This is a genomic window from Streptomyces sp. NPDC000151, from assembly GCF_040301705.1.
Classification (GTDB): Bacteria; Actinomycetota; Actinomycetes; order Streptomycetales; family Streptomycetaceae; genus Streptomyces.
Genome location: NZ_JBEPFC010000149.1, coordinates 1 through 17,758, shown reverse-complemented (window position 1 = coordinate 17,758; position 17,758 = coordinate 1). Strand labels below are relative to the sequence as shown.

General features: G+C 70.5%; 17 protein-coding genes. 10 read left to right on the top strand and 7 right to left on the bottom strand.

What is annotated here, in order from left to right:
• Positions 1 to 119 precede the first annotated feature (119 nt).
• From ABT381_RS29595 to ABT381_RS29585, 3 genes are all read right to left on the bottom strand, one after another.
• Positions 120 to 857, bottom strand: a complete 738-nt coding sequence (locus tag ABT381_RS29595) for an ABC transporter ATP-binding protein (protein ID WP_351599645.1) — start codon at positions 855 to 857, stop codon at positions 120 to 122.
• A 304-nt stretch (positions 858 to 1,161) separates the two neighbouring features.
• The gene (locus ABT381_RS29590) at positions 1,162 to 2,523 is read right to left on the bottom strand and encodes an aspartate aminotransferase family protein (protein ID WP_351599644.1); all 1,362 of its coding nucleotides are present in this window, start codon (positions 2,521 to 2,523) and stop codon (positions 1,162 to 1,164) included.
• Positions 2,524 to 2,525: 2 nt separating this feature from the next.
• Positions 2,526 to 2,999: an Lrp/AsnC family transcriptional regulator gene (locus ABT381_RS29585; protein WP_351599643.1), complete on the bottom strand. Its 474-nt coding sequence runs from the start codon at positions 2,997 to 2,999 to the stop codon at positions 2,526 to 2,528.
• 206 nt (positions 3,000 to 3,205) lie between these two features.
• Between ABT381_RS29585 and ABT381_RS29580 the strand changes: the two genes are divergently transcribed.
• A complete protein-coding gene (locus tag ABT381_RS29580; protein WP_351599642.1) occupies positions 3,206 to 4,660 on the top strand; it encodes a gamma-aminobutyraldehyde dehydrogenase in 1,455 nt (484 codons plus the stop codon).
• A 151-nt stretch (positions 4,661 to 4,811) separates the two neighbouring features.
• Positions 4,812 to 5,984, top strand: a complete 1,173-nt coding sequence (locus ABT381_RS29575; RefSeq protein WP_351599641.1) for a polyamine ABC transporter substrate-binding protein — start codon at positions 4,812 to 4,814, stop codon at positions 5,982 to 5,984.
• A 20-nt stretch (positions 5,985 to 6,004) separates the two neighbouring features.
• Here ABT381_RS29575 and ABT381_RS29570 read toward each other — a convergent pair whose 3' ends face one another.
• Positions 6,005 to 6,568, bottom strand: coding sequence for a DUF2690 domain-containing protein (locus tag ABT381_RS29570; RefSeq protein WP_351599640.1), 564 nt, complete (start codon positions 6,566 to 6,568; stop codon positions 6,005 to 6,007).
• Positions 6,569 to 6,690: 122 nt separating this feature from the next.
• Positions 6,691 to 7,713, bottom strand: a complete 1,023-nt coding sequence (locus ABT381_RS29565; protein ID WP_351599639.1) for an adenosine deaminase — start codon at positions 7,711 to 7,713, stop codon at positions 6,691 to 6,693.
• Between the two features lie 219 nt (positions 7,714 to 7,932).
• On the opposite strand from ABT381_RS29565, the gene ABT381_RS29560 reads away from it, so the two are divergent.
• Positions 7,933 to 8,658, top strand: a complete 726-nt coding sequence (locus ABT381_RS29560) for a DUF4190 domain-containing protein (RefSeq protein WP_351599638.1) — start codon at positions 7,933 to 7,935, stop codon at positions 8,656 to 8,658.
• Positions 8,659 to 8,710: 52 nt separating this feature from the next.
• Here ABT381_RS29560 and ybiA read toward each other — a convergent pair whose 3' ends face one another.
• The gene (ybiA, locus tag ABT381_RS29555; protein ID WP_351599637.1) at positions 8,711 to 9,295 is read right to left on the bottom strand and encodes a riboflavin biosynthesis intermediates N-glycosidase; all 585 of its coding nucleotides are present in this window, start codon (positions 9,293 to 9,295) and stop codon (positions 8,711 to 8,713) included.
• Positions 9,296 to 9,545: 250 nt separating this feature from the next.
• Between ybiA and ABT381_RS29550 the strand changes: the two genes are divergently transcribed.
• The 7 genes from ABT381_RS29550 to ABT381_RS29520 all read left to right on the top strand — a co-directional run bounded on the left by ABT381_RS29550 (position 9,546) and on the right by ABT381_RS29520 (position 17,448).
• A complete protein-coding gene (locus ABT381_RS29550; RefSeq protein ID WP_351599636.1) occupies positions 9,546 to 11,063 on the top strand; it encodes a gamma-aminobutyraldehyde dehydrogenase in 1,518 nt (505 codons plus the stop codon).
• 71 nt (positions 11,064 to 11,134) lie between these two features.
• Positions 11,135 to 12,382, top strand: a complete 1,248-nt coding sequence (locus tag ABT381_RS29545; protein ID WP_351599635.1) for a polyamine ABC transporter substrate-binding protein — start codon at positions 11,135 to 11,137, stop codon at positions 12,380 to 12,382.
• Between the two features lie 60 nt (positions 12,383 to 12,442).
• A complete protein-coding gene (locus ABT381_RS29540) occupies positions 12,443 to 13,609 on the top strand; it encodes an ABC transporter ATP-binding protein (RefSeq protein WP_351599634.1) in 1,167 nt (388 codons plus the stop codon).
• Positions 13,606 to 14,538, top strand: coding sequence for an ABC transporter permease (locus tag ABT381_RS29535; RefSeq protein ID WP_351599633.1), 933 nt, complete (start codon positions 13,606 to 13,608; stop codon positions 14,536 to 14,538). Before ABT381_RS29540 ends, ABT381_RS29535 begins: the two co-directional genes overlap by 4 nt.
• On the top strand, positions 14,538 to 15,323 hold the full coding sequence (locus ABT381_RS29530; protein WP_351599632.1) for an ABC transporter permease: 786 nt from the start codon (positions 14,538 to 14,540) through the stop codon (positions 15,321 to 15,323). Before ABT381_RS29535 ends, ABT381_RS29530 begins: the two co-directional genes overlap by 1 nt.
• 5 nt (positions 15,324 to 15,328) lie before the next feature.
• Entirely contained in the window at positions 15,329 to 16,777 is a 1,449-nt protein-coding gene (locus ABT381_RS29525) for an NAD(P)/FAD-dependent oxidoreductase (protein ID WP_467754721.1), read from the top strand.
• Between the two features lie 212 nt (positions 16,778 to 16,989).
• Positions 16,990 to 17,448 carry a hypothetical protein gene (locus ABT381_RS29520; RefSeq protein WP_351599631.1) on the top strand — a complete coding sequence of 153 codons (459 nt, stop codon included), beginning with the start codon at positions 16,990 to 16,992 and terminating at the stop codon, positions 17,446 to 17,448.
• Here ABT381_RS29520 and ABT381_RS29515 read toward each other — a convergent pair.
• On the bottom strand, positions 17,375 to 17,758 hold a 384-nt coding region (locus tag ABT381_RS29515), incomplete at its 5' end, for a phosphatase PAP2 family protein (RefSeq protein ID WP_351599630.1). The two genes, ABT381_RS29520 and ABT381_RS29515, sit on opposite strands and share 74 nt — an antisense overlap.

Here is a 17,758-nt window from a genome sequence, read left to right as displayed (position 1 = left end):
CTCGCCGCGCGGCGCGTCGACGGCGTGGCCGAGCGTGGCCAGCAGCAGGAAGGCCGTGCCGGCCGCCGCCGCGACGACCAGCAGGCGGCGCAGCTGCACCGCCGGGCGTGCGCCCCGGGCTAGACGGAGAGCGAGCACTCTTCCCTGCCTTCCGTCTCGGCGGGGCCCTCGGCCTGTGCGGCGCCGGCCCGCCGGCCGTCGAGCAGGGCGATCGTGCGGTCGGCGAGCGTCGCCGCTTCCGCTTCCTGGGTGGCCAGCACCACGCTGAGGGCGTGGCTGCGGGCCGCGTTGACGATCGTACGGAGCACCTGGGCCGCGTCCGCGCGGTGCAGCGGCGCGGTCGGCTCGTCGGCGAAGAGCACCTGCGGGGCGGTGGCCAGCGCCCGGGCGACGGCCACCCGCTGCTGCTGCGCCCGGTCCAGGGCCGCGGGCCGCTGCTTGGCGCACTGCGCCACGTCCAGCCGCTCCAGCCACTCGGTGGCGGCCTGCTTGGCCGCGCGGTGGCCCTCGCCCCGTACGAGGAGGGGCAGGGCCGCGTTCTCCCAGGCGGTCAGCTCGGGGACCAGCCGGGGCTCGGTGCCGATCCAGCCGAAGCGGTCCAGCCGGAGCCGTTCGCGGCTGGTCGCGGAGAGGGTGTGGACCGGATGACTGTTGAACCAGACCTCGCCGCTGTCCGCGACGAGCTGCCCGGAAAGGCATTCCAGGAGCGTGGTCTTGCCGCAGCCGCGCGGACCGGTGACGGCAAGGATCTCGCCCTCGCGCACACCGAGGGAGATGCCGGTGAGTGCGGGGCTCTGACCGTGGGCGTGGTGCAGTCCGCGAGCCCATAGAACGTCGTTGTCGGGCGGGGCCACCATCTGCGCACCTCGTGCTCGCTCGCGTCCTCGTTCCCCTGACCGGGTGAACGACCATGGAGGGTATCGGTCACAAGCACGGTAGGTACTGCCGGGTCCCGCCATTCACCGGTCAGCACGGAAGACGGCCGAGGTTCACTCATATGGCTGGATATGAGTGACCTCGGCCGCCGTTTCTTCCGTTATTCGAGATCCCTGTGCGGAACCCCGTCACGGACCGCCGAGCGTGTCGGGCGGAGCGGGGTCCGTGGCCCCGCTCCGCCCCTTCCCCCCGGTGAGGGCCGGAGGGACGGCTCGGTACCGCGGATCAGAGCTTGGTCCACGCCTCCTTGAGGACGCCGCGCAGGATCTGCTCGATCTCGTCGAACACGGTCTGGTCGGCGATCAGCGGCGGGGCCAGCTGGATGACCGGGTCGCCGCGGTCGTCGGCGCGGCAGTACAGACCGGCGTCGTACAGCGCCTTGGAGAGGAAGCCGTACAGGACGCGCTCGGTCTCCTCGTCGGTGAAGGACTCCTTGGTGACCTTGTCCTTGACGAGCTCGATGCCGTAGAAGAAGCCGTTGCCGCGGACGTCGCCGACGATCGGCAGGTCGTGCAGCTTCTGCAGCGTGGAGTAGAAGTTCGACTCGTTCTCGAGGACGTGCTTGTTCAGGCCCTCGCGCTCGAAGATGTCGAAGTTCGTCAGCGCCACGGCCGAGGAGACCGGGTGACCGCCGAAGGTGTAGCCGTGCAGGAAGGTGTTGTCACCCTTGTAGAACGGCTCGGCCAGGCGGTCGGAGATGATGCAGGCACCGATCGGGGAGTAGCCCGAGGTCATGCCCTTCGCGCAGGTGATCATGTCCGGCACGTAGCCGAACTTGTCACAGGCGAACATCGTGCCGAGGCGGCCGAAGGCGCAGATCGTCTCGTCGGAGACGAGCAGCACGTCGTACTGGTCGCAGATCTCGCGGACGCGCTGGAAGTACCCGGGCGGCGGCGGGAAGCAGCCACCGGCGTTCTGCACCGGCTCCAGGAAGACCGCGGCGACGGTCTCGGCACCCTCGAAGAGGATCTGCTGCTCGATCTGGTCGGCGGCCCAGCGGCCGAAGGCCTCGGGGTCGTCGCCGTGGATCGGAGCGCGGTAAATGTTGGTGTTCGGCACCTTGTGCGCGCCGGGGACCAGCGGCTCGAAGGGGGCCTTCAGGCCGGGCAGACCGGTGATCGACAGGGCGCCCTGCGGGGTGCCGTGGTAGGCCACCGCGCGGGAGATCACCTTGTGCTTCATCGGCTTGCCGGTGAGCTTGAAGTACTGCTTGGCGAGCTTCCAGGCGGTCTCGACCGCCTCGCCGCCGCCGGTGGTGAAGAAGACCTTGTTCAGGTCGCCCGGGGCGTAGTTCGCTATGCGCTCGGCGAGCTCGACGGCCTTCGGGTGGGCGTAGGACCACACCGGGAAGAAGGCGAGCTCCTGGGCCTGCTTGTACGCGGTCTCGGCGAGCTCGACGCGGCCGTGGCCGGCGTTGACCACGAAGAGGCCCGCGAGGCCGTCGATGTAGCGCTTGCCCTTGTCGTCGTAGATGTTGGTGCCCTCACCGCGAACGATGGTGGGCACGGGGGCGTTCTCGTACGACGACATGCGGGTGAAGTGCATCCACAGGTGGTCGTACGCCGTCTTCGAAAGGTCGGCGCTCATGGTTATCGCGTTCCCCAGGTGTAGGTCTGCTTCTTCAGCTTCATGTAGACGAAGCTTTCGGTGGATCGCACGCCGGGAAGCGTGCGGACGCGCTTGTTGATGACGTCCAGGAGGTGATCGTCGTCCTCGCAGACGACCTCGATCAGCAGATCGAAGGAACCGGCGGTGACGACGCAGTACTCGACCTCGGACATGCCCGTGAGGGCTTCTGCCACGTTGTCGACGTCGCCTTCGACGTTGATTCCGACCATTGCCTGCCGCCGGAAACCGACCGTGAGGGGGTCGGTGACGGCGACGATCTGCATCACACCCTGGTCGAGCAGCTTCTGTACGCGTTGCCGTACGGCCGCCTCGGACAGGCCCACGGCCTTGCCGATCGCGGCGTACGGACGACGCCCGTCCTCCTGGAGCTGCTCAATGATCGCCAGGGAGACGGAGTCGATCGACGGAGTGCCGTTTCTGTCACGAGTGGCCACGTCCCTCACTGTGCACCAGCATCGTCCGTCGCGCAAGCCCGATTCGCCGAAATCAGTTGTTCACTGAAGGTCATGCCACGAAATTCGTTGTTACTGGCGCGTGGGTATGTCGAAAACGGGGCTCGCATGGTTAGGGTGGGCATCTCATCCACCGGACACCAGACACCGGTCATCAGACACCGGACACCTGACAGGAGGGGTCGCACGTGACCACCGAACTGCGTCGTCTGCGCAATTACATCGACGGGGAGTTCCGGGACGCCGCCGACGGCCGCACCACGGACGTGGTCAACCCGGCGACGGGCGAGGTGTACGCCACAGCGCCGCTGTCCGCGGCCGCCGATGTCGACGCCGCGATGGCCGCCGCCGAGGCGGCCTTCCCGGCATGGCGCGACCTGATCCCCGCCGAGCGCCAGAAGGTGCTCCTGAAGATCGCCGACCGCTTCGAGGAGCGCGCGGAGGAGCTGATCGCCGCCGAGTCCGAGAACTGCGGCAAGCCGATCGCCCTCGTACGCTCCGAGGAAATCCCGCCGATGGTGGACCAGATCCGCTTCTTCGCGGGTGCGGCCCGGATGCTGGAGGGCCGCTCGGCCGGCGAGTACATGGAGGGCCTGACCTCCATCATCCGGCGCGAGCCGATCGGCGTCTGCGCGCAGGTCGCGCCCTGGAACTACCCGATGATGATGGCCGTGTGGAAGTTCGCGCCGGCCCTGGCGGCGGGCAACACCGTCGTCATCAAGCCCTCGGACACCACCCCGGCGTCCACGGTCCTGATCGGCGACATCATCGGCAGCGTGCTGGACGAGCTGGGCCACTCGCGCGGCGTGTTCAATGTCGTGTGCGGTGACCGCGAGACCGGCCGCCTGATGGTCGAGCACCACATCCCGGCGATGGCCTCCATCACCGGCTCCGTGCGCGCCGGCATGCAGGTCGCCGAGTCCGCCTCCAAGGACCTCAAGCGGGTCCACCTGGAGCTGGGCGGCAAGGCCCCGGTCGTGGTCTTCGAGGACACCGACATCGCCAAGGCCGTCGAGGACATCTCCGTCGCCGGTTACTTCAACGCCGGCCAGGACTGTACGGCCGCCACCCGCGTGCTCGTCCAGGAGTCCATCCACGACGAGTTCGTCGCCGCGCTCGCCAAGGCCGCGGCGGAGACCAAGACCGGCGCGGTCGACGACGAGGACGTGCTCTACGGCCCGCTGAACAACGCCAACCAGCTCAAGCAGGTCAAGGGCTTCATCGAGCGCCTCCCCGCGCACGCCAAGATCGAGGCCGGCGGCCAGCAGGTCGGCGAGAAGGGCTACTTCTTCGCCCCGACCGTCGTCTCCGGCCTCAAGCAGGACGACGAGATCGTCCAGCAGGAGGTCTTCGGCCCGGTCATCACCGTCCAGTCCTTCACCGACGAGGACCAGGCCACCGAGTGGGCCAACGGTGTGGAGTACGCGCTCGCGTCCTCGGTGTGGACCAAGGACCACGGCCGCGCCATGCGGATGTCCAAGAAGCTCGACTTCGGCTGCGTGTGGATCAACACCCACATCCCGCTCGTCGCCGAGATGCCGCACGGCGGCTTCAAGAAGTCCGGCTACGGCAAGGACCTCTCCGCCTACGGCTTCGACGACTACACCCGCATCAAGCACGTCATGACCTCGCTGGAGGGCTGACCACCAGGGCGGTCGGCAAAGGCCGACCACCCGACGGTCGGCCACAAGTCCGGTGCCGTGCGGGGCACCTGACACACCGTCGCGGGCCGGGGCCCGGCGGCAGACGATCTGTCTGTTGCCGCCCCGGCCCGCGACGCATGAGAGTCCTCACATGGATCGTCTTTCGCGGCGTGCGCTGCTCAGAGGTGTCGGTACGGTCGGATTCCTGGCGGCGGTGGCCGGGTGCGGGGTGCCCGCGGCCTACGTACGGCCCGGGGCGCGCGCCGCCGCCGACCGCTCGGCGGCCGACAAGTCCCTCCCCTTCGCCAACTGGCCGCTGTACATCGACGTCGACGACCACGACAAGCAGCGCCGCCCCACGCTCGACGCCTTCGAGCGGCGCACCGGCATCTCGGTGACGTACACCGAGGAGATCAACGACAACGACGAGTTCTTCGGGAAGATCAGCCCGGCGCTGATGAACCACCAGACCACCGGCCGCGACCTCATCGTCATCAGCGACTGGATGTGCTCGCGCTTCGTCCGGCTCGGCTGGGTGCAGGAGATGGACCGGTCCCGCCAGCCGAACGTGGCGAAACACCTCGACCCGCTGCTGCTGAAGCCGCCCTTCGACCCCGGCCGCAAGCACTGCGTTCCCTGGCAGTCCGGGATCACCGGCATCGCGTACAACCGCAAGAAGCTCGGCCGGGAGATCAAGCACACCGGCGACCTGTGGGCGGACGATCTGAAGGGCCGGGTCACCCTGCTGGCCGGCATGGACGAGGCGTTCGCGCTGCTCATGCAGGGTGAGGGCGTGGACATCACGCGCTGGACGGCGGACGACTTCCACCGGATGACCGACCGGGTCGCGGCGCTCGTCCGCACGAAGCACATCCGCCGCTTCACCGGCAACGACTACATCAAGGACCTCTCCTCGGGGGACGTGCTGGCCGCGCAGGCGTACTCCGGCGACGTCATCCAGCTCAAGGCCGACAACCCCGACATCGAGTTCGTGGTCCCCGAAGAGGGCGCCGAGCTGTGGTCGGAGAGCCTGATGATCCCCGACCTCGCCGCGCACAAGCGCAACGCCGAACGGCTCGTCGACTACTACTACGAGCCGGAGGTCGCCGCCGAGCTCGCCACCTGGGTCAACTACGTCTGCCCGGTGCCGGCCGCGCGCGACGTGCTGGCCTCCGCCAAGGACAAGGAGAGCGCCGCGCTGGCCGAGGACCCGCTGATCTTCCCGGACGACGGCATGCGCGGCCGGCTCGCCATCGCCCGGGACATCGGCGCCCAGGAGCGCCCCGAACTCGCGAAGGAGTGGAACGCGATCGTGGGGTTGTGAGAGGGGTCGGACACCGGCTCTCAGGCCGGGGGGACGTCGTTCTGGTCGGCGCCGACCGGGAGCCGGTGCCCGGCCGGGATGTCGTGGTCGGGGTCGCCCTTGACACTCGTGCCGGCGGCCTCGGCGGAGAAGGTCCGGCCGGCCGGGAGCATGGGCGTGAACTGGGTGTGCCCGGTACGGACCGCCCGGCGCTCCTTCTTCGTGGGCGAGACGGCGATCTCGATCGTGTCGCCCACCTCGGCTCCGGTGAGCTTGCCCCAGACGGCCTTGCAGGCGGGGCTGTAGCGGACCGAGACGTGCAGCGGGCCCGACCAGTCGTCGGCCAGCGTCACGGCGCCCGCGTCACAGCGGGTGTCGTCCGGTTCCAGCCCCGCGCAGTCGTTCATCGTGCAGGACGGCGGCTCGGTCCGGACCGCCGCCGTCGGTGCCGGCGGGCCGTTGCCGCTGCCCTGTGCCTGCTTCTCGTCGTCGCCCGCCAGCAGCGGGATGCCCACCGTGAGGACCGTGGTCACCACGGCCAGGATCAGGGCCCCGCCGAGCGTTTCGGGGCCGTGCCGCCTCAGCCAGGAGTCTTCTTGGGCCACGCCACCTCCCGATGTACGTGTACACGTCATCGGAAGGGTAGGCGCGTGCGGCCGGATATGACCCGGGCAGATCCGGCCGTTGTGGCGGAAGAGAGCGGAAGGGAGCGGAGGAGGGCCGAGGGTCAGCGGGGCCAGGAAGTGGTGTACGCGTCGATCTCCGCGGCGAGGCGGGCCTTGGCCGGTGCGTCCATGAAGGACGCCTCGACGGCGTTCTTCGCCAGCGCGGCGAGGCCCGCCTCGTCCAGCTCCAGCAGCCGCGCGGCCACGCCGTACTCGGTGTTCAGGTCCGTGCCGAACATCGGCGGGTCGTCGCTGTTGATCGTCACCAGCACCCCGGCGGCCACCATCTCCTTGACCGGGTGCTCGTCGAGGGTGCGGACCGCGCGGGTGGCGATGTTCGACGTCGGGCAGACCTCCAGCGGGATGCGGTGCTCCGCGAGGTGGGCCAGCAGCTTCGGGTCCTGTACGGAGCTGGTGCCGTGGCCGATGCGCTCGGCGCGCAGCTCGGTCAGCGCGTCCCACACCGTCTCGGGGCCCGTGGTCTCGCCGGCGTGCGGCACGGAGTGCAGGCCCTCGGCGATGGCGCGGTCGAAGTACGGCTTGAACTGCGGGCGCGGTACCCCTATTTCGGGTCCGCCGAGGCCGAAGGAGACCAGGCCCTCGGGCTTGAGGCCGCAGGCGATGCGCGCGGTCTCCTCCGCCGACTCCAGGCCCGCCTCGCCGGGGATGTCGAAGCACCAGCGCAGCACGACGCCGAGCTCCGACTCGGCGGACTTGCGGGCGTCCTCGATCGCCTCGACGAACGCGGCGTCCGGGATGCCGCGGCGGGTGGAGCTGTACGGGGTCATGGTCAGCTCGGCGTAGCGGATGTTCTGCCGGGCCATGTCGCGGGCGACCTCGTACGTCAGCAGGCGCACGTCCTCGGCGTCGCGGATCAGGTCCACGACCGAGAGGTAGACCTCGATGAAGTGCGCGAAGTCGCGGAAGGTGAAGTAGTCCACCAGCGCTTCGGGGTCGGTGGGCACCTTGGAGTCGGGGTGCCGGGCGGCCAGCTCCGCGACGATGCGCGGGGAGGCCGAGCCGACGTGGTGGACGTGCAGCTCCGCCTTGGGCAGGCCCGCGATGAATGCGTCGAGGTCGGACAACGGTGCCTCCTGGGCGGCGGGGTGCCGGTCGGTCGTGGTGTCGGTCGGTCGTCATCGTATGCGGCGTGGGCGGGGGCGCCGGGCGTTGGGCGGGTGCCGGGCCGTACGGCGGCCGGGCCGCCGGGGAGCGCGTGGCCGCGGGGCCGTTGGGGAGCACGGCCGCGGGGCCGTCGGGCGTGGCCGGGTCTTAGCATGGAGCGCAGCCAATGGGGGAGAGCCATGTCCGACAGTCAGCAGCCCGAGCCGCTTGACCCGTGGGCGCCGCCGCCCGCGGACGGAGTGCCGCCGCACCGGCCGGACACGGGGGCGCACGGCCTGCCGCCGTACGGCACGTCGGCGCACGACCAGCAGACCGCGGGCGCCGGCTTCGCCGTCCCCGCCCCACCGCCCGCCCCCGGCCACGCCTCGGCTCCCGGCCACGCCCCCGCCCCGGGCCCCGCGCCCGCCGGACCGCAGACCGGGTACGGAACGCCGTATCCCCAGCAGCCGCAGCCGTACTACGGGCCCCAGCCGTACGGCACTCAGCCCCACCACTCCGCATACGGCATATCCGGCCCAGGCATACCCGGCCCCGCCCCCTACGGCCTCGTGCCCGGCGGGCCCGGTACGCAGGCCGGCTGGCCCGGGCAGCCGAACAACGGCATGGGCATCGCCGCGCTCGTCCTCGGCATTCTCAGCATCCTCTCCAGCCTCACCCTCCTCTTCGGTGTCCTCACGGGCGTCCTCGGGATCATCTTCGGCGCCCTCGGCCGGGCCAAGGCCAAGCGGGGCGAGGCGACCAACGGCGGCATGGCGCTGGCCGGTCTCCTCTGCGGCGTGGCCGGCGTCCTCGTGAGCGTCCTGCTGATCGTCGCGATCGTCGTCGCGGCCAACGGCCGCACCGGCAGTGACACCTACGACGGCTACTCCGACACCTACAGCGCGGCCCCCGCCCCCGGCCGCTGACCTCCGCCCCGGGGCCCGCCCCCGCGGTCCCCGCCCCGTCGGCCCCGGCCGCTCAGCCCCGCTCCGCCGCCAGTCGCTGCCGGGCCTCCATCAGCGCGAAGCCCAGGAGATTCAGCCCCTGCCAGCGGGCCGGATCGGCGGCGCGCTCGTCGTCGGCGGCGAGCCCGATGCCCCATATCCGGTCCAGCGGGCTGGCCTCGACCAGCACCCGCTGCCCCGTGCCCAGCAGATAGTCGCGCAGGGCCGCATCCTGCCCGAACTTCCGCACGCTCCCCTCGACCACCAGGTCGTACCGATGGCGCTGCCACGTCTCGTCGTCGAAGCCGCGCACGGCACGGCCCGCGTCCTTCGCCTGCTTGGGGTGGCCGGCGCGCAGCACCCGCTGCCACGCCTGGCGGTCGCCGAACAGCCGCGCCTTGCCGGCCATCATCCAGTGCTCCGCCGTGGCGTACCGCACGCCGTCCACCTCGAAGGGCGCGGGCCACCACTGGCTGAAGCAGCTCGCCCCGAGGCTGCCGTCCCGGCGCGGCGCGTGGCCCCAGAAGTACACGTACTCGTGCTTACCGCCCGACTCCAGGGCCGCGCACAGCTCCGCCACCGATCGCGGCCCGTCGGCCACTCCCGTCTCCTCCGTCATCCCAGCCGCCCCCGCTCTTCCCCGCTCCGGTCTTCCCCGGTCCTGCACCATGCCGGGATTCTGTCAGCGGGCACTGACAACCTGTCGGGCGTCGGAACGACGGATTTCGCAGAATCCGTCGCGTAACCAAAAGGCAACAACGGAATCACTTGTTGGGGTCCACCTTTCCTGTCAAGATCGGCCATCAATTCGGGAAAGAGCTACGCCCGGCAGTGCCGTGAAAACCCGGCCGCCGGTGGAGGAGAGCGCCATGGATCAGCGATTCGATGTCACCGAACGATTCGCCCAGGGGGCTCAGTTCATCGCGGGAGAGCTGCGCCCGGGGACCTCCGGACGCACCCAGGCCGTCACCGATCCGGCCACCGGCGAGCAGGTGTACACGTACGAGCTGGCCGGCACGGCCGACGTGGACGCGGCCGTCGGCGCGGCCCGGCAGGCGCTCCCCGAATGGGCGGGCGCCACGCCCGGCGAGCGCTCCGACGCGCTGCACCGCTTCGCCGCCGTACTGGAAGAGCAGACCGAGGAATTCGCGTACGCCGAGTCGCTGCAGTGCGGCAAGCCGATCAAGCTGAGCCGGGAGTTCGACGTCCCCGGCTCGGTGGACAACGCCGCGTTCTTCGCGGGCGCCGCGCGCCACCTGGAGGGCAAGGCGGCCGGCGAGTACAGCGGCGACCACACCTCCTCGGTCCGCCGCGAGCCCATCGGCGTCGTCGGCTCCATCGCGCCGTGGAACTACCCGCTGCAGATGGCGAGCTGGAAGATCCTCCCGGCGATCGCGGCAGGCAACACCATCGTCCTCAAGCCCGCCGAGATCACCCCGCTGACCTCGGTGATGTACGCCCAGGCCGCGCAGGCCGCGGGCCTGCCGGACGGCGTCGTCAACATCGTCTCGGGCGCCGGACGGGACGCCGGCGAGCACCTCGTCGGCCACCCCGACGTCGCGATGACCTCCTTCACCGGCTCCACCGCCGTCGGCAAGCGGGTCGCCGAGATCGCCACCGCCACCGTCAAGCGCCTCCACCTCGAACTCGGCGGCAAGGCCCCCTTCGTGGTCTTCGACGACGCCGACCTGGACGCCGCCGTGCACGGCGCGGTGGCCGGCGCGCTCATCAACACCGGCCAGGACTGCACGGCCGCCACCCGCGCCTACGTCCAGCGCCCGCTGTACGACGCGTTCGTCAGCGGCGTCGCCGACCTGATGGCGACCGTACGGCTCGGCGACCCCTTCGACCCGGCCACCGACCTCGGCCCGCTCATCTCGCACGCCCAGCGCGACCGGGTGGCCGAATTCGTCGAGCGCGCGCGGAAGTACGCCACCGTCGTCACCGGCGGCGAGGCGCCCCGGGGCGGGCTGGCCAAGGGCGCGTACTACCGGCCCACGCTCATCGCGGACGCCGCGCAGGACAGCGAGATCGTGCAGTCCGAGATCTTCGGCCCGGTGCTGGTCGTGCTGCCCTTCGACACCGACGACGAGGGCATCGCGCTCGCCAACGACACCCCCTACGGGCTCGCCGCCTCCGCCTGGAGCCGCGACGTGTACCGCACCGGGCGCGCCGTCCGCGAGATCAAGGCCGGCTGCGTGTGGGTCAACGACCACATCCCGATCATCAGCGAGATGCCGCACGGCGGATACAAAGCCTCTGGCTACGGCAAGGACATGTCGGCGTACTCCTTCGAGGAGTACACGCAGGTCAAGCACGTCATGTACGACATCACGGGCGTGGCCAGGAAGGACTGGCACCGCACCGTCTTCGGGGACCGCGGCTGAGGCCGCGCGCACGTCCGACTCCACCGGCTGACCCCCGGGTTCACCTTCGATCCCCTGAAAGGCCACACCGTATGGAGCACAACGAGCGGCCCGAGCGGCTCTCCCTCGCGGAGCTGAAGCTGATGCGGCGCAGCATGACCGACGGCCGGATGGCGCTCACCCGGCGCGGCCTGCTGCGCGCGAGCGGCGCCGGTCTGCTGTCGGTCGGCGCGCTGGGCGCCCTGACGGGCTGCGGCATCCCGCCCGCCGCCCGTACCGACGCCGGCGACTCCGAGGACCACTCCAAGAAGGAGAAGTGGCTCGCCTTCTCCAACTGGACGGAGTACATCGACGTCAGTGAGGACGAGAAGCACCACCCGACGCTGGAGGCGTTCGCGAAGCGCACCGGCATCAAGGTCAAGTACACCGAGGACATCAACGACAACGACGAGTTCTTCGGCAAGGTCCAGCCGCAGCTCGCGGCCGGCCAGGACACCGGGCGCGACCTGATCTGCCTGACCGACTGGATGTGCGCGCGGATGATCGGGTTCGGCTGGATCCAGCCGCTGAACCCGGCGAACCTGCCGCACGCTTACACGAATCTGTCGCAGCAGTTCCGCAATCCCGACTGGGATCCCGGGCGCGCCCACTCCTACACGTGGCAGGGCGTCCCCACCGTCATCGCGTACAACAAGAAGGCCACCGGCGGCCGCAAAATCGACTCCGTCGGCCAGCTGCTGGACGATCCCAAGCTCAAGGGGAAGGTCTCCTTCCTCTCCGAGATGCGCGACAGCATCGGCATGACCCTGCTGGACATGGGCAAACGGCCCGAGGACGTCACCGCGGACGACTTCGACGCGGCGATCGCCCGCCTCCAGAAGGCGGTCGACAGCAAGCAGATCCGCCGCTTCACCGGCAACGACTACCTCAACGACCTCAGCAAGGGCGACCTGGCGGCCTGCCTCGCCTGGGCGGGCGACGTCGTCCAGCTGCAGAATGACAACGCCGACATCGAGTACGCCATTCCGGAGGCGGGCTACACGACCGCGGCGGACAACCTGATGGTGCCCAACAAGGCGCGCCACAAGGAGAACGCCGAGCGCCTCATCGACTACTTCTACGAGCCGAAGGTGGCCGCGCAGATCGCCGCGTACATCAATTACGTGTGCCCGGTCGACGGGGTGCGCGAGGAGCTCGCGAAGATCGACAAGAAGCTGGCGGACAACAAGCTGATCCTCCCCGACGAGGAAATGGCGTCCAAGTCGCACACCTTCCGCGCGCTCGACGGCAAGGAAAGCAAGGAGTTCTCGCAGAAGTTCGCCGATCTCACCGGCGCCTGACCGTCCGACCGGTCCCTTCGCCCTTCCCCCCATCCGACCACTCGCCCCGGGACTTGATACATGACCGACCTCGCGACGACCGACAGCAGCGGCGGCGACGTCCGCCTCACCGGGATCAGCAAGACCTACGGCTCCTTCACGGCCGTCCAGCCGCTCGACCTCACCGTCCCCGCCGGCTCCTTCTTCGCCCTGCTCGGCGCCTCCGGCTGCGGCAAGACCACCACCCTGCGCATGATCGCGGGCCTGGAGGAGCCCACCACCGGCACCGTCGAACTCGCCGGCAAGGACGTCACCGCGCTGCCGCCCTACAAGCGCCCGGTGAACACCGTCTTCCAGAACTACGCGCTCTTCCCGCACCTGGACATCTACGAGAACGTCGCCTTCGGGCTGCGCCGCCGCGGCGTCAAGTCCGTGAAGAAGCAGGTCGAGGACATGCTCGACCTCGTACAGCTCGGCCCCATGGCGCGCCGCAAGCCCACCCAGCTCTCCGGCGGCCAGCAGCAGCGCGTGGCCGTGGCCCGCGCCCTGATCAACCACCCGCAGGTGCTCCTCCTGGACGAGCCGCTCGGCGCCCTCGACCTCAAGCTGCGCCGCCAGATGCAGCTGGAGCTCAAGCGCATCCAGACCGAGGTCGGCATCACCTTCGTGCACGTCACGCACGACCAGGAGGAGGCCATGACGATGGCCGACACGGTCGCGGTGATGAACGGCGGCCGGGTCGAGCAGCTCGGCGCCCCCGCCGACCTGTACGAGAACCCCGGCACCACCTTCGTCGCCAACTTCCTCGGCACCTCCAACCTCATCGCGGCGGAGATCGCCGAGGCGGGCGGCGACCAGCTGCTGCTGACGGCCGGGGACACCAAGCTGCGGCTGCCCGCCGCGCGATGTTCCGCGAGCAGCGTCCGTACGGGCGAGAAGGTGCTGGCGGGCGTCCGCCCCGAGAAGGTCACCCTCGCGCACGCCGACGACGCGGGGTCCATACCGGAGGGCGCCAACCGGCTGCCGGGCCGCATCAAGGACGCCGGCTTCATCGGCGTCTCCACGCAGTACGTGATCGAGACCCCGGGCGCCGGCGAACTGGCCGTGTACGAGCAGAACATCGAGCGCGACGGCCGGCTGGTGCCGGGCGCCGAGGTGGTCATGCACTGGAACCCCGCGCACACCTTCGCGTTCTCCGCCGACCAGGACATCACCGCCGGTGCGGACGCCGACGAGGAGGCCGCGTGAGCGCCGCCACCGAGGCGCCGCCGGAGCCGACGCCCGCGCCCGTCCTCGAAGTACGCAAGCCCCCCACCCGTAAGCGGCTCGTCCCCTACTGGCTGCTGCTGCCCGGCATCCTGTGGCTGCTGGTCTTCTTCGCCGCGCCGCTGGTCTACCAGGCGTCCACCTCGCTCCAGACCGGCTCCCTCGAAGAGGGCTTCAAGGTCACCTGGCACGTGGCCACCTACTGGGACGCGCTGGGGGAGTACTGGCCGCAGTTCGTCCGCTCGGTGGCCTTCGCCGCCATCGCGACGCTGCTCTGCCTCGTCCTGGGCTACCCGCTCGCCTACCTGATCGCCTTCAAGGCGGGCCGCTGGCGCAACGTCGTGATGATCCTGGTCATCGCGCCGTTCTTCACCAGCTTCCTGATCCGCACGCTCGCCTGGAAGACCATCCTCGCCGACAGCGGCCCGGTCGTCGGCGTCCTCAACTCGCTGCACATCCTGGACGTCACCAGCGCGATCGGCCTCACTGAAGGCACCCGCGTGCTCGCCACGCCGCTCGCGGTGGTCTGCGGCCTCACGTACAACTTCCTGCCGTTCATGATCCTGCCGCTCTACACCTGCCTGGAGCGGATCGATCCCCGGCTCCATGAGGCGGCGGGCGACCTGTACGCCAAGCCGGTCACCACCTTCCGCCGGGTGACCTTCCCGCTGTCCATGCCCGGCGTGGTCGCGGGCACGCTGCTGACCTTCATCCCGGCCGCCGGCGACTACATCAACGCCGAGCTGCTGGGCTCCACCGACCAGAAGATGATCGGCAACGTGATCCAGTCGCAGTTCCTGCGCGTCCTGGACTACCCGACCGCGGCCGCCCTCTCCTTCATCCTCATGGCGGCCATCCTCGCCATGGTCACCATCTACATCCGCAAGTCGGGGACGGAGGACCTGGTCTGATGCGCTGGCTTCGACGCAACGCGGTGGTGATCGGGGGCCTGCTGACGCTGGCGTACCTCATCCTGCCCAACGTCATCGTGATGGTCTTCTCGTTCAACAAGCCGAACGGGCGCTTCAACTACGAGTGGCAGCGGTTCTCCACCGACGCCTGGACCGACCCCTGCGGCGTCGCCGACCTGTGCGGCTCCCTCGGGCTGAGCCTGCAGATCGCGGTCTGGGCGACGATCGGCGCGACCGTACTGGGCACCCTGATCGCCTTCGCGCTGGCCCGCTACCGCTTCCGCGCCCGCGCGTCCGTCAACACGCTGATCTTCCTGCCGATGGCGATGCCCGAGGTCGTCATGGCCGCCTCGCTGGCCACGCTCTTCCTCAACATGGGCATCCAGTTCGGCTTCTGGACGATCCTGATCGCGCACATCATGTTCTGCCTGAGCTTCGTGGTCACCGCGGTCAAGGCCCGCGTGATGAGCATGGACCCGCGGCTGGAACAGGCCGCTCAGGACCTCTACGCCACTCCGGTGCAGACGTTCCTGAAGGTGACGCTGCCGATCGCGGCACCCGGTATCGCCGCGGGCGCGCTGCTCTCCTTCGCCCTTTCGTTCGACGATTTCATCATCACCAATTTCAACGCGGGCTCCACCGTGACCTTTCCCATGTTCGTCTGGGGATCGGCGCAACGGGGCACGCCCGTTCAGATCAATGTCATCGGAACAGCGATGTTCCTCATCGCCGTGCTCTGCGTACTGGGCGGACAATTGTTCACCGGACGCCGTAAGAGGAGCTGAGAACCATGGCACGAGCTGCCATGAACCCCACCGCCGGGCAGACCGCCCGGACGCCCGCACCGGCCGCCCAGGCGCTCGCGGACGCCGCCCCCACCCCCTTCTGGCTGGACGATCCCGACCGCCCCGCGGCCCTCCCGGTCCTCGTCGGCGACGAGCGGTGCGACCTGCTCGTCGTCGGCGGCGGCTACAGCGGCCTGTGGACCGCGCTGCTGGCCAAGGAGCGCGACCCGGAACGCGACGTCGTCCTCGTCGAGGGCCAGGAGATCGGCTGGGCCGCCTCCGGCCGCAACGGCGGCTTCTGCGCCGCCTCGCTCACCCACGGCCTCGGCAACGGCCTGGCCCGCTGGCCCGGCGAGCTGAAGAAGCTCGAGGAGCTGGGCGCCCGCAACCTCGATGCCATCGGGGCGGCCGTCGAGCGGTACGGCATCGACTGCGCCTTCGAGCGCACCGGCGAGATCGACCTGGCCACCGAGCCGCACCAGGTCGCCGAGCTCCGCGAGGCCGCCGAGGACGCCGCCCGCCTCGGCCTCACCGGGTACGACCTCCTCGACCAGGACGCCGTGCGCGCCGAGGTCGACTCGCCGGCCTTCCTGGCCGGCCTGTGGAACCGCGACGGCGTCGCCATGCTCAACCCGGCCCGCCTCGCCTGGGGCCTGAAGCAGGCGTGCCTGGACCTGGGCGTACGGATCTACGAGCACACCCGCGCCACCGACCTGGCCTCCGACGGCACCGGCATGGCGGTCCGCACGCCCTACGGGCGCGTCTTCGCCCGCCACGTGGCGCTCGGCACCAACGCCTTCCCGAACCTGGTGCGCAGGGTGCGCCCGTACATCGTCCCGGTCTACGACCACGCGCTGATGACCGAGCCGCTCACCGAGGAGCAGCTCGCCGCGATCGGCTGGAAGAACCGCCAGGGGCTGTCCGACAGCAACAACCACTTCCACTACTTCCGCCTCACCGCCGACAACCGCATCCTGTGGGGCGGTTACGACATCGTCTACCGCTACGGCGGCGGCGTCCGCGCCGAGTACGACCACCACCCCGCCACCTACGAGAAGCTCGCCCGCCACTTCTTCCAGCACTTCCCGCAGCTGGAGGAGGTCCGCTTCAGCCACGCCTGGGGCGGCGCGATCGACACCTGCGCGCGCTTCTCGGCGTTCTTCGGCACCGCGCACGCCGGACGGGTCGCGTACGCGGCGGGCTACACCGGCCTCGGCGTGGGCGCCACCCGCTTCGGCGCCGACGTCATGCTCGACCTGCTCTCGGGCGCGCGCACGGAACGCACGGAGCTGGAGATGGTCCGCACGAAGCCGCTGCCGTTCCCGCCGGAGCCGCTGCGCTGGGCCGGCATCGGCATCACCCAGTGGTCGATGTCCCGCGCCGACGCGCGCGGCGGCCGGCGGAACCTCTGGCTGAAGGCGATGGACAAGGTGGGGCTGGGCTTCGACAGCTGACCGGCCGACCGGCTGACCGACCGGCTGACCGGCCGGCTGTCCGGACCCGGCGCGGGCGGGCCGACACGGCGCGCCCGCGCACCACCGAGTGGTCAGGTGTGATCCATGACACCCCAAGATCCTGATCAACCCGTGTAAGGAGGCGGCGGCCTCCCGCTCTCCCTCTCGGAACGCGGCCCCGACGGGCCGACGGGCGAAAGAGGGAGGCAGCCATGGATGCTGCGGGGGACAAGCGTGCCCTGGAATGGCTCGTGTCGGTGGCACCGGACCCGGAGGCCTGCCGCTTCGAATGGGAGCGCAGCCCGCTCGGGGTGACCCTGCTCCCGGCCGGGCTGCGCTGGGACGTCCTGATCGTCCCCGGAACGCTGGGGTACCCCACCCTCGACGTGCTCACGTGCTGCCTGGACCGCCCCGGCCCCGTGCTCGCCGACTTCGGCGACTGCCGCATGGGCTTCTTCGTCCCGCCGGGCACGACGGCCCGCTGGGTCGGCACCGGGGTGCGCGGGGCCGGCCTGGGCACCTGGATCGTCGTGCCCTACCCGGGCCGGATCACCGGCGGCACCCGCTGGCTCGTCACCCCGGACGGCGACGGCACCCTCACCGACCCCGGCGTCCTCGAACTCGCCCTGCACGAGGCGGCGGCCCGGGTGGCGGGCGCCGGCGACGGATGACCTCTCCGTACAGCGCTTCGTGCAGTGCTCCGTGGAGGAGGACGAGCAGCGCCGCCGAGAGCAGCCACGAGCCGAGGACGTCCACCGGCCAGTGGTAGCCGCGGACGACCAGGCCCGGGCCGTTCGCCAGGACCAGGACGAGCGCCGCGGTGGTCAGCAGGCGGCGGGACAACGGGGCGGCCGCGTACGGGAGCAGGAGCAGCGCGGCCGCCCCGTACGCGACGGCGGCCGTCGCGGCGTGCCCCGAAGGGTAGAAGCCGGTCGCGCCGGCCAGCCTGCCCGGCGGCGCGGGCCGGGCGAGCGCGGCCTG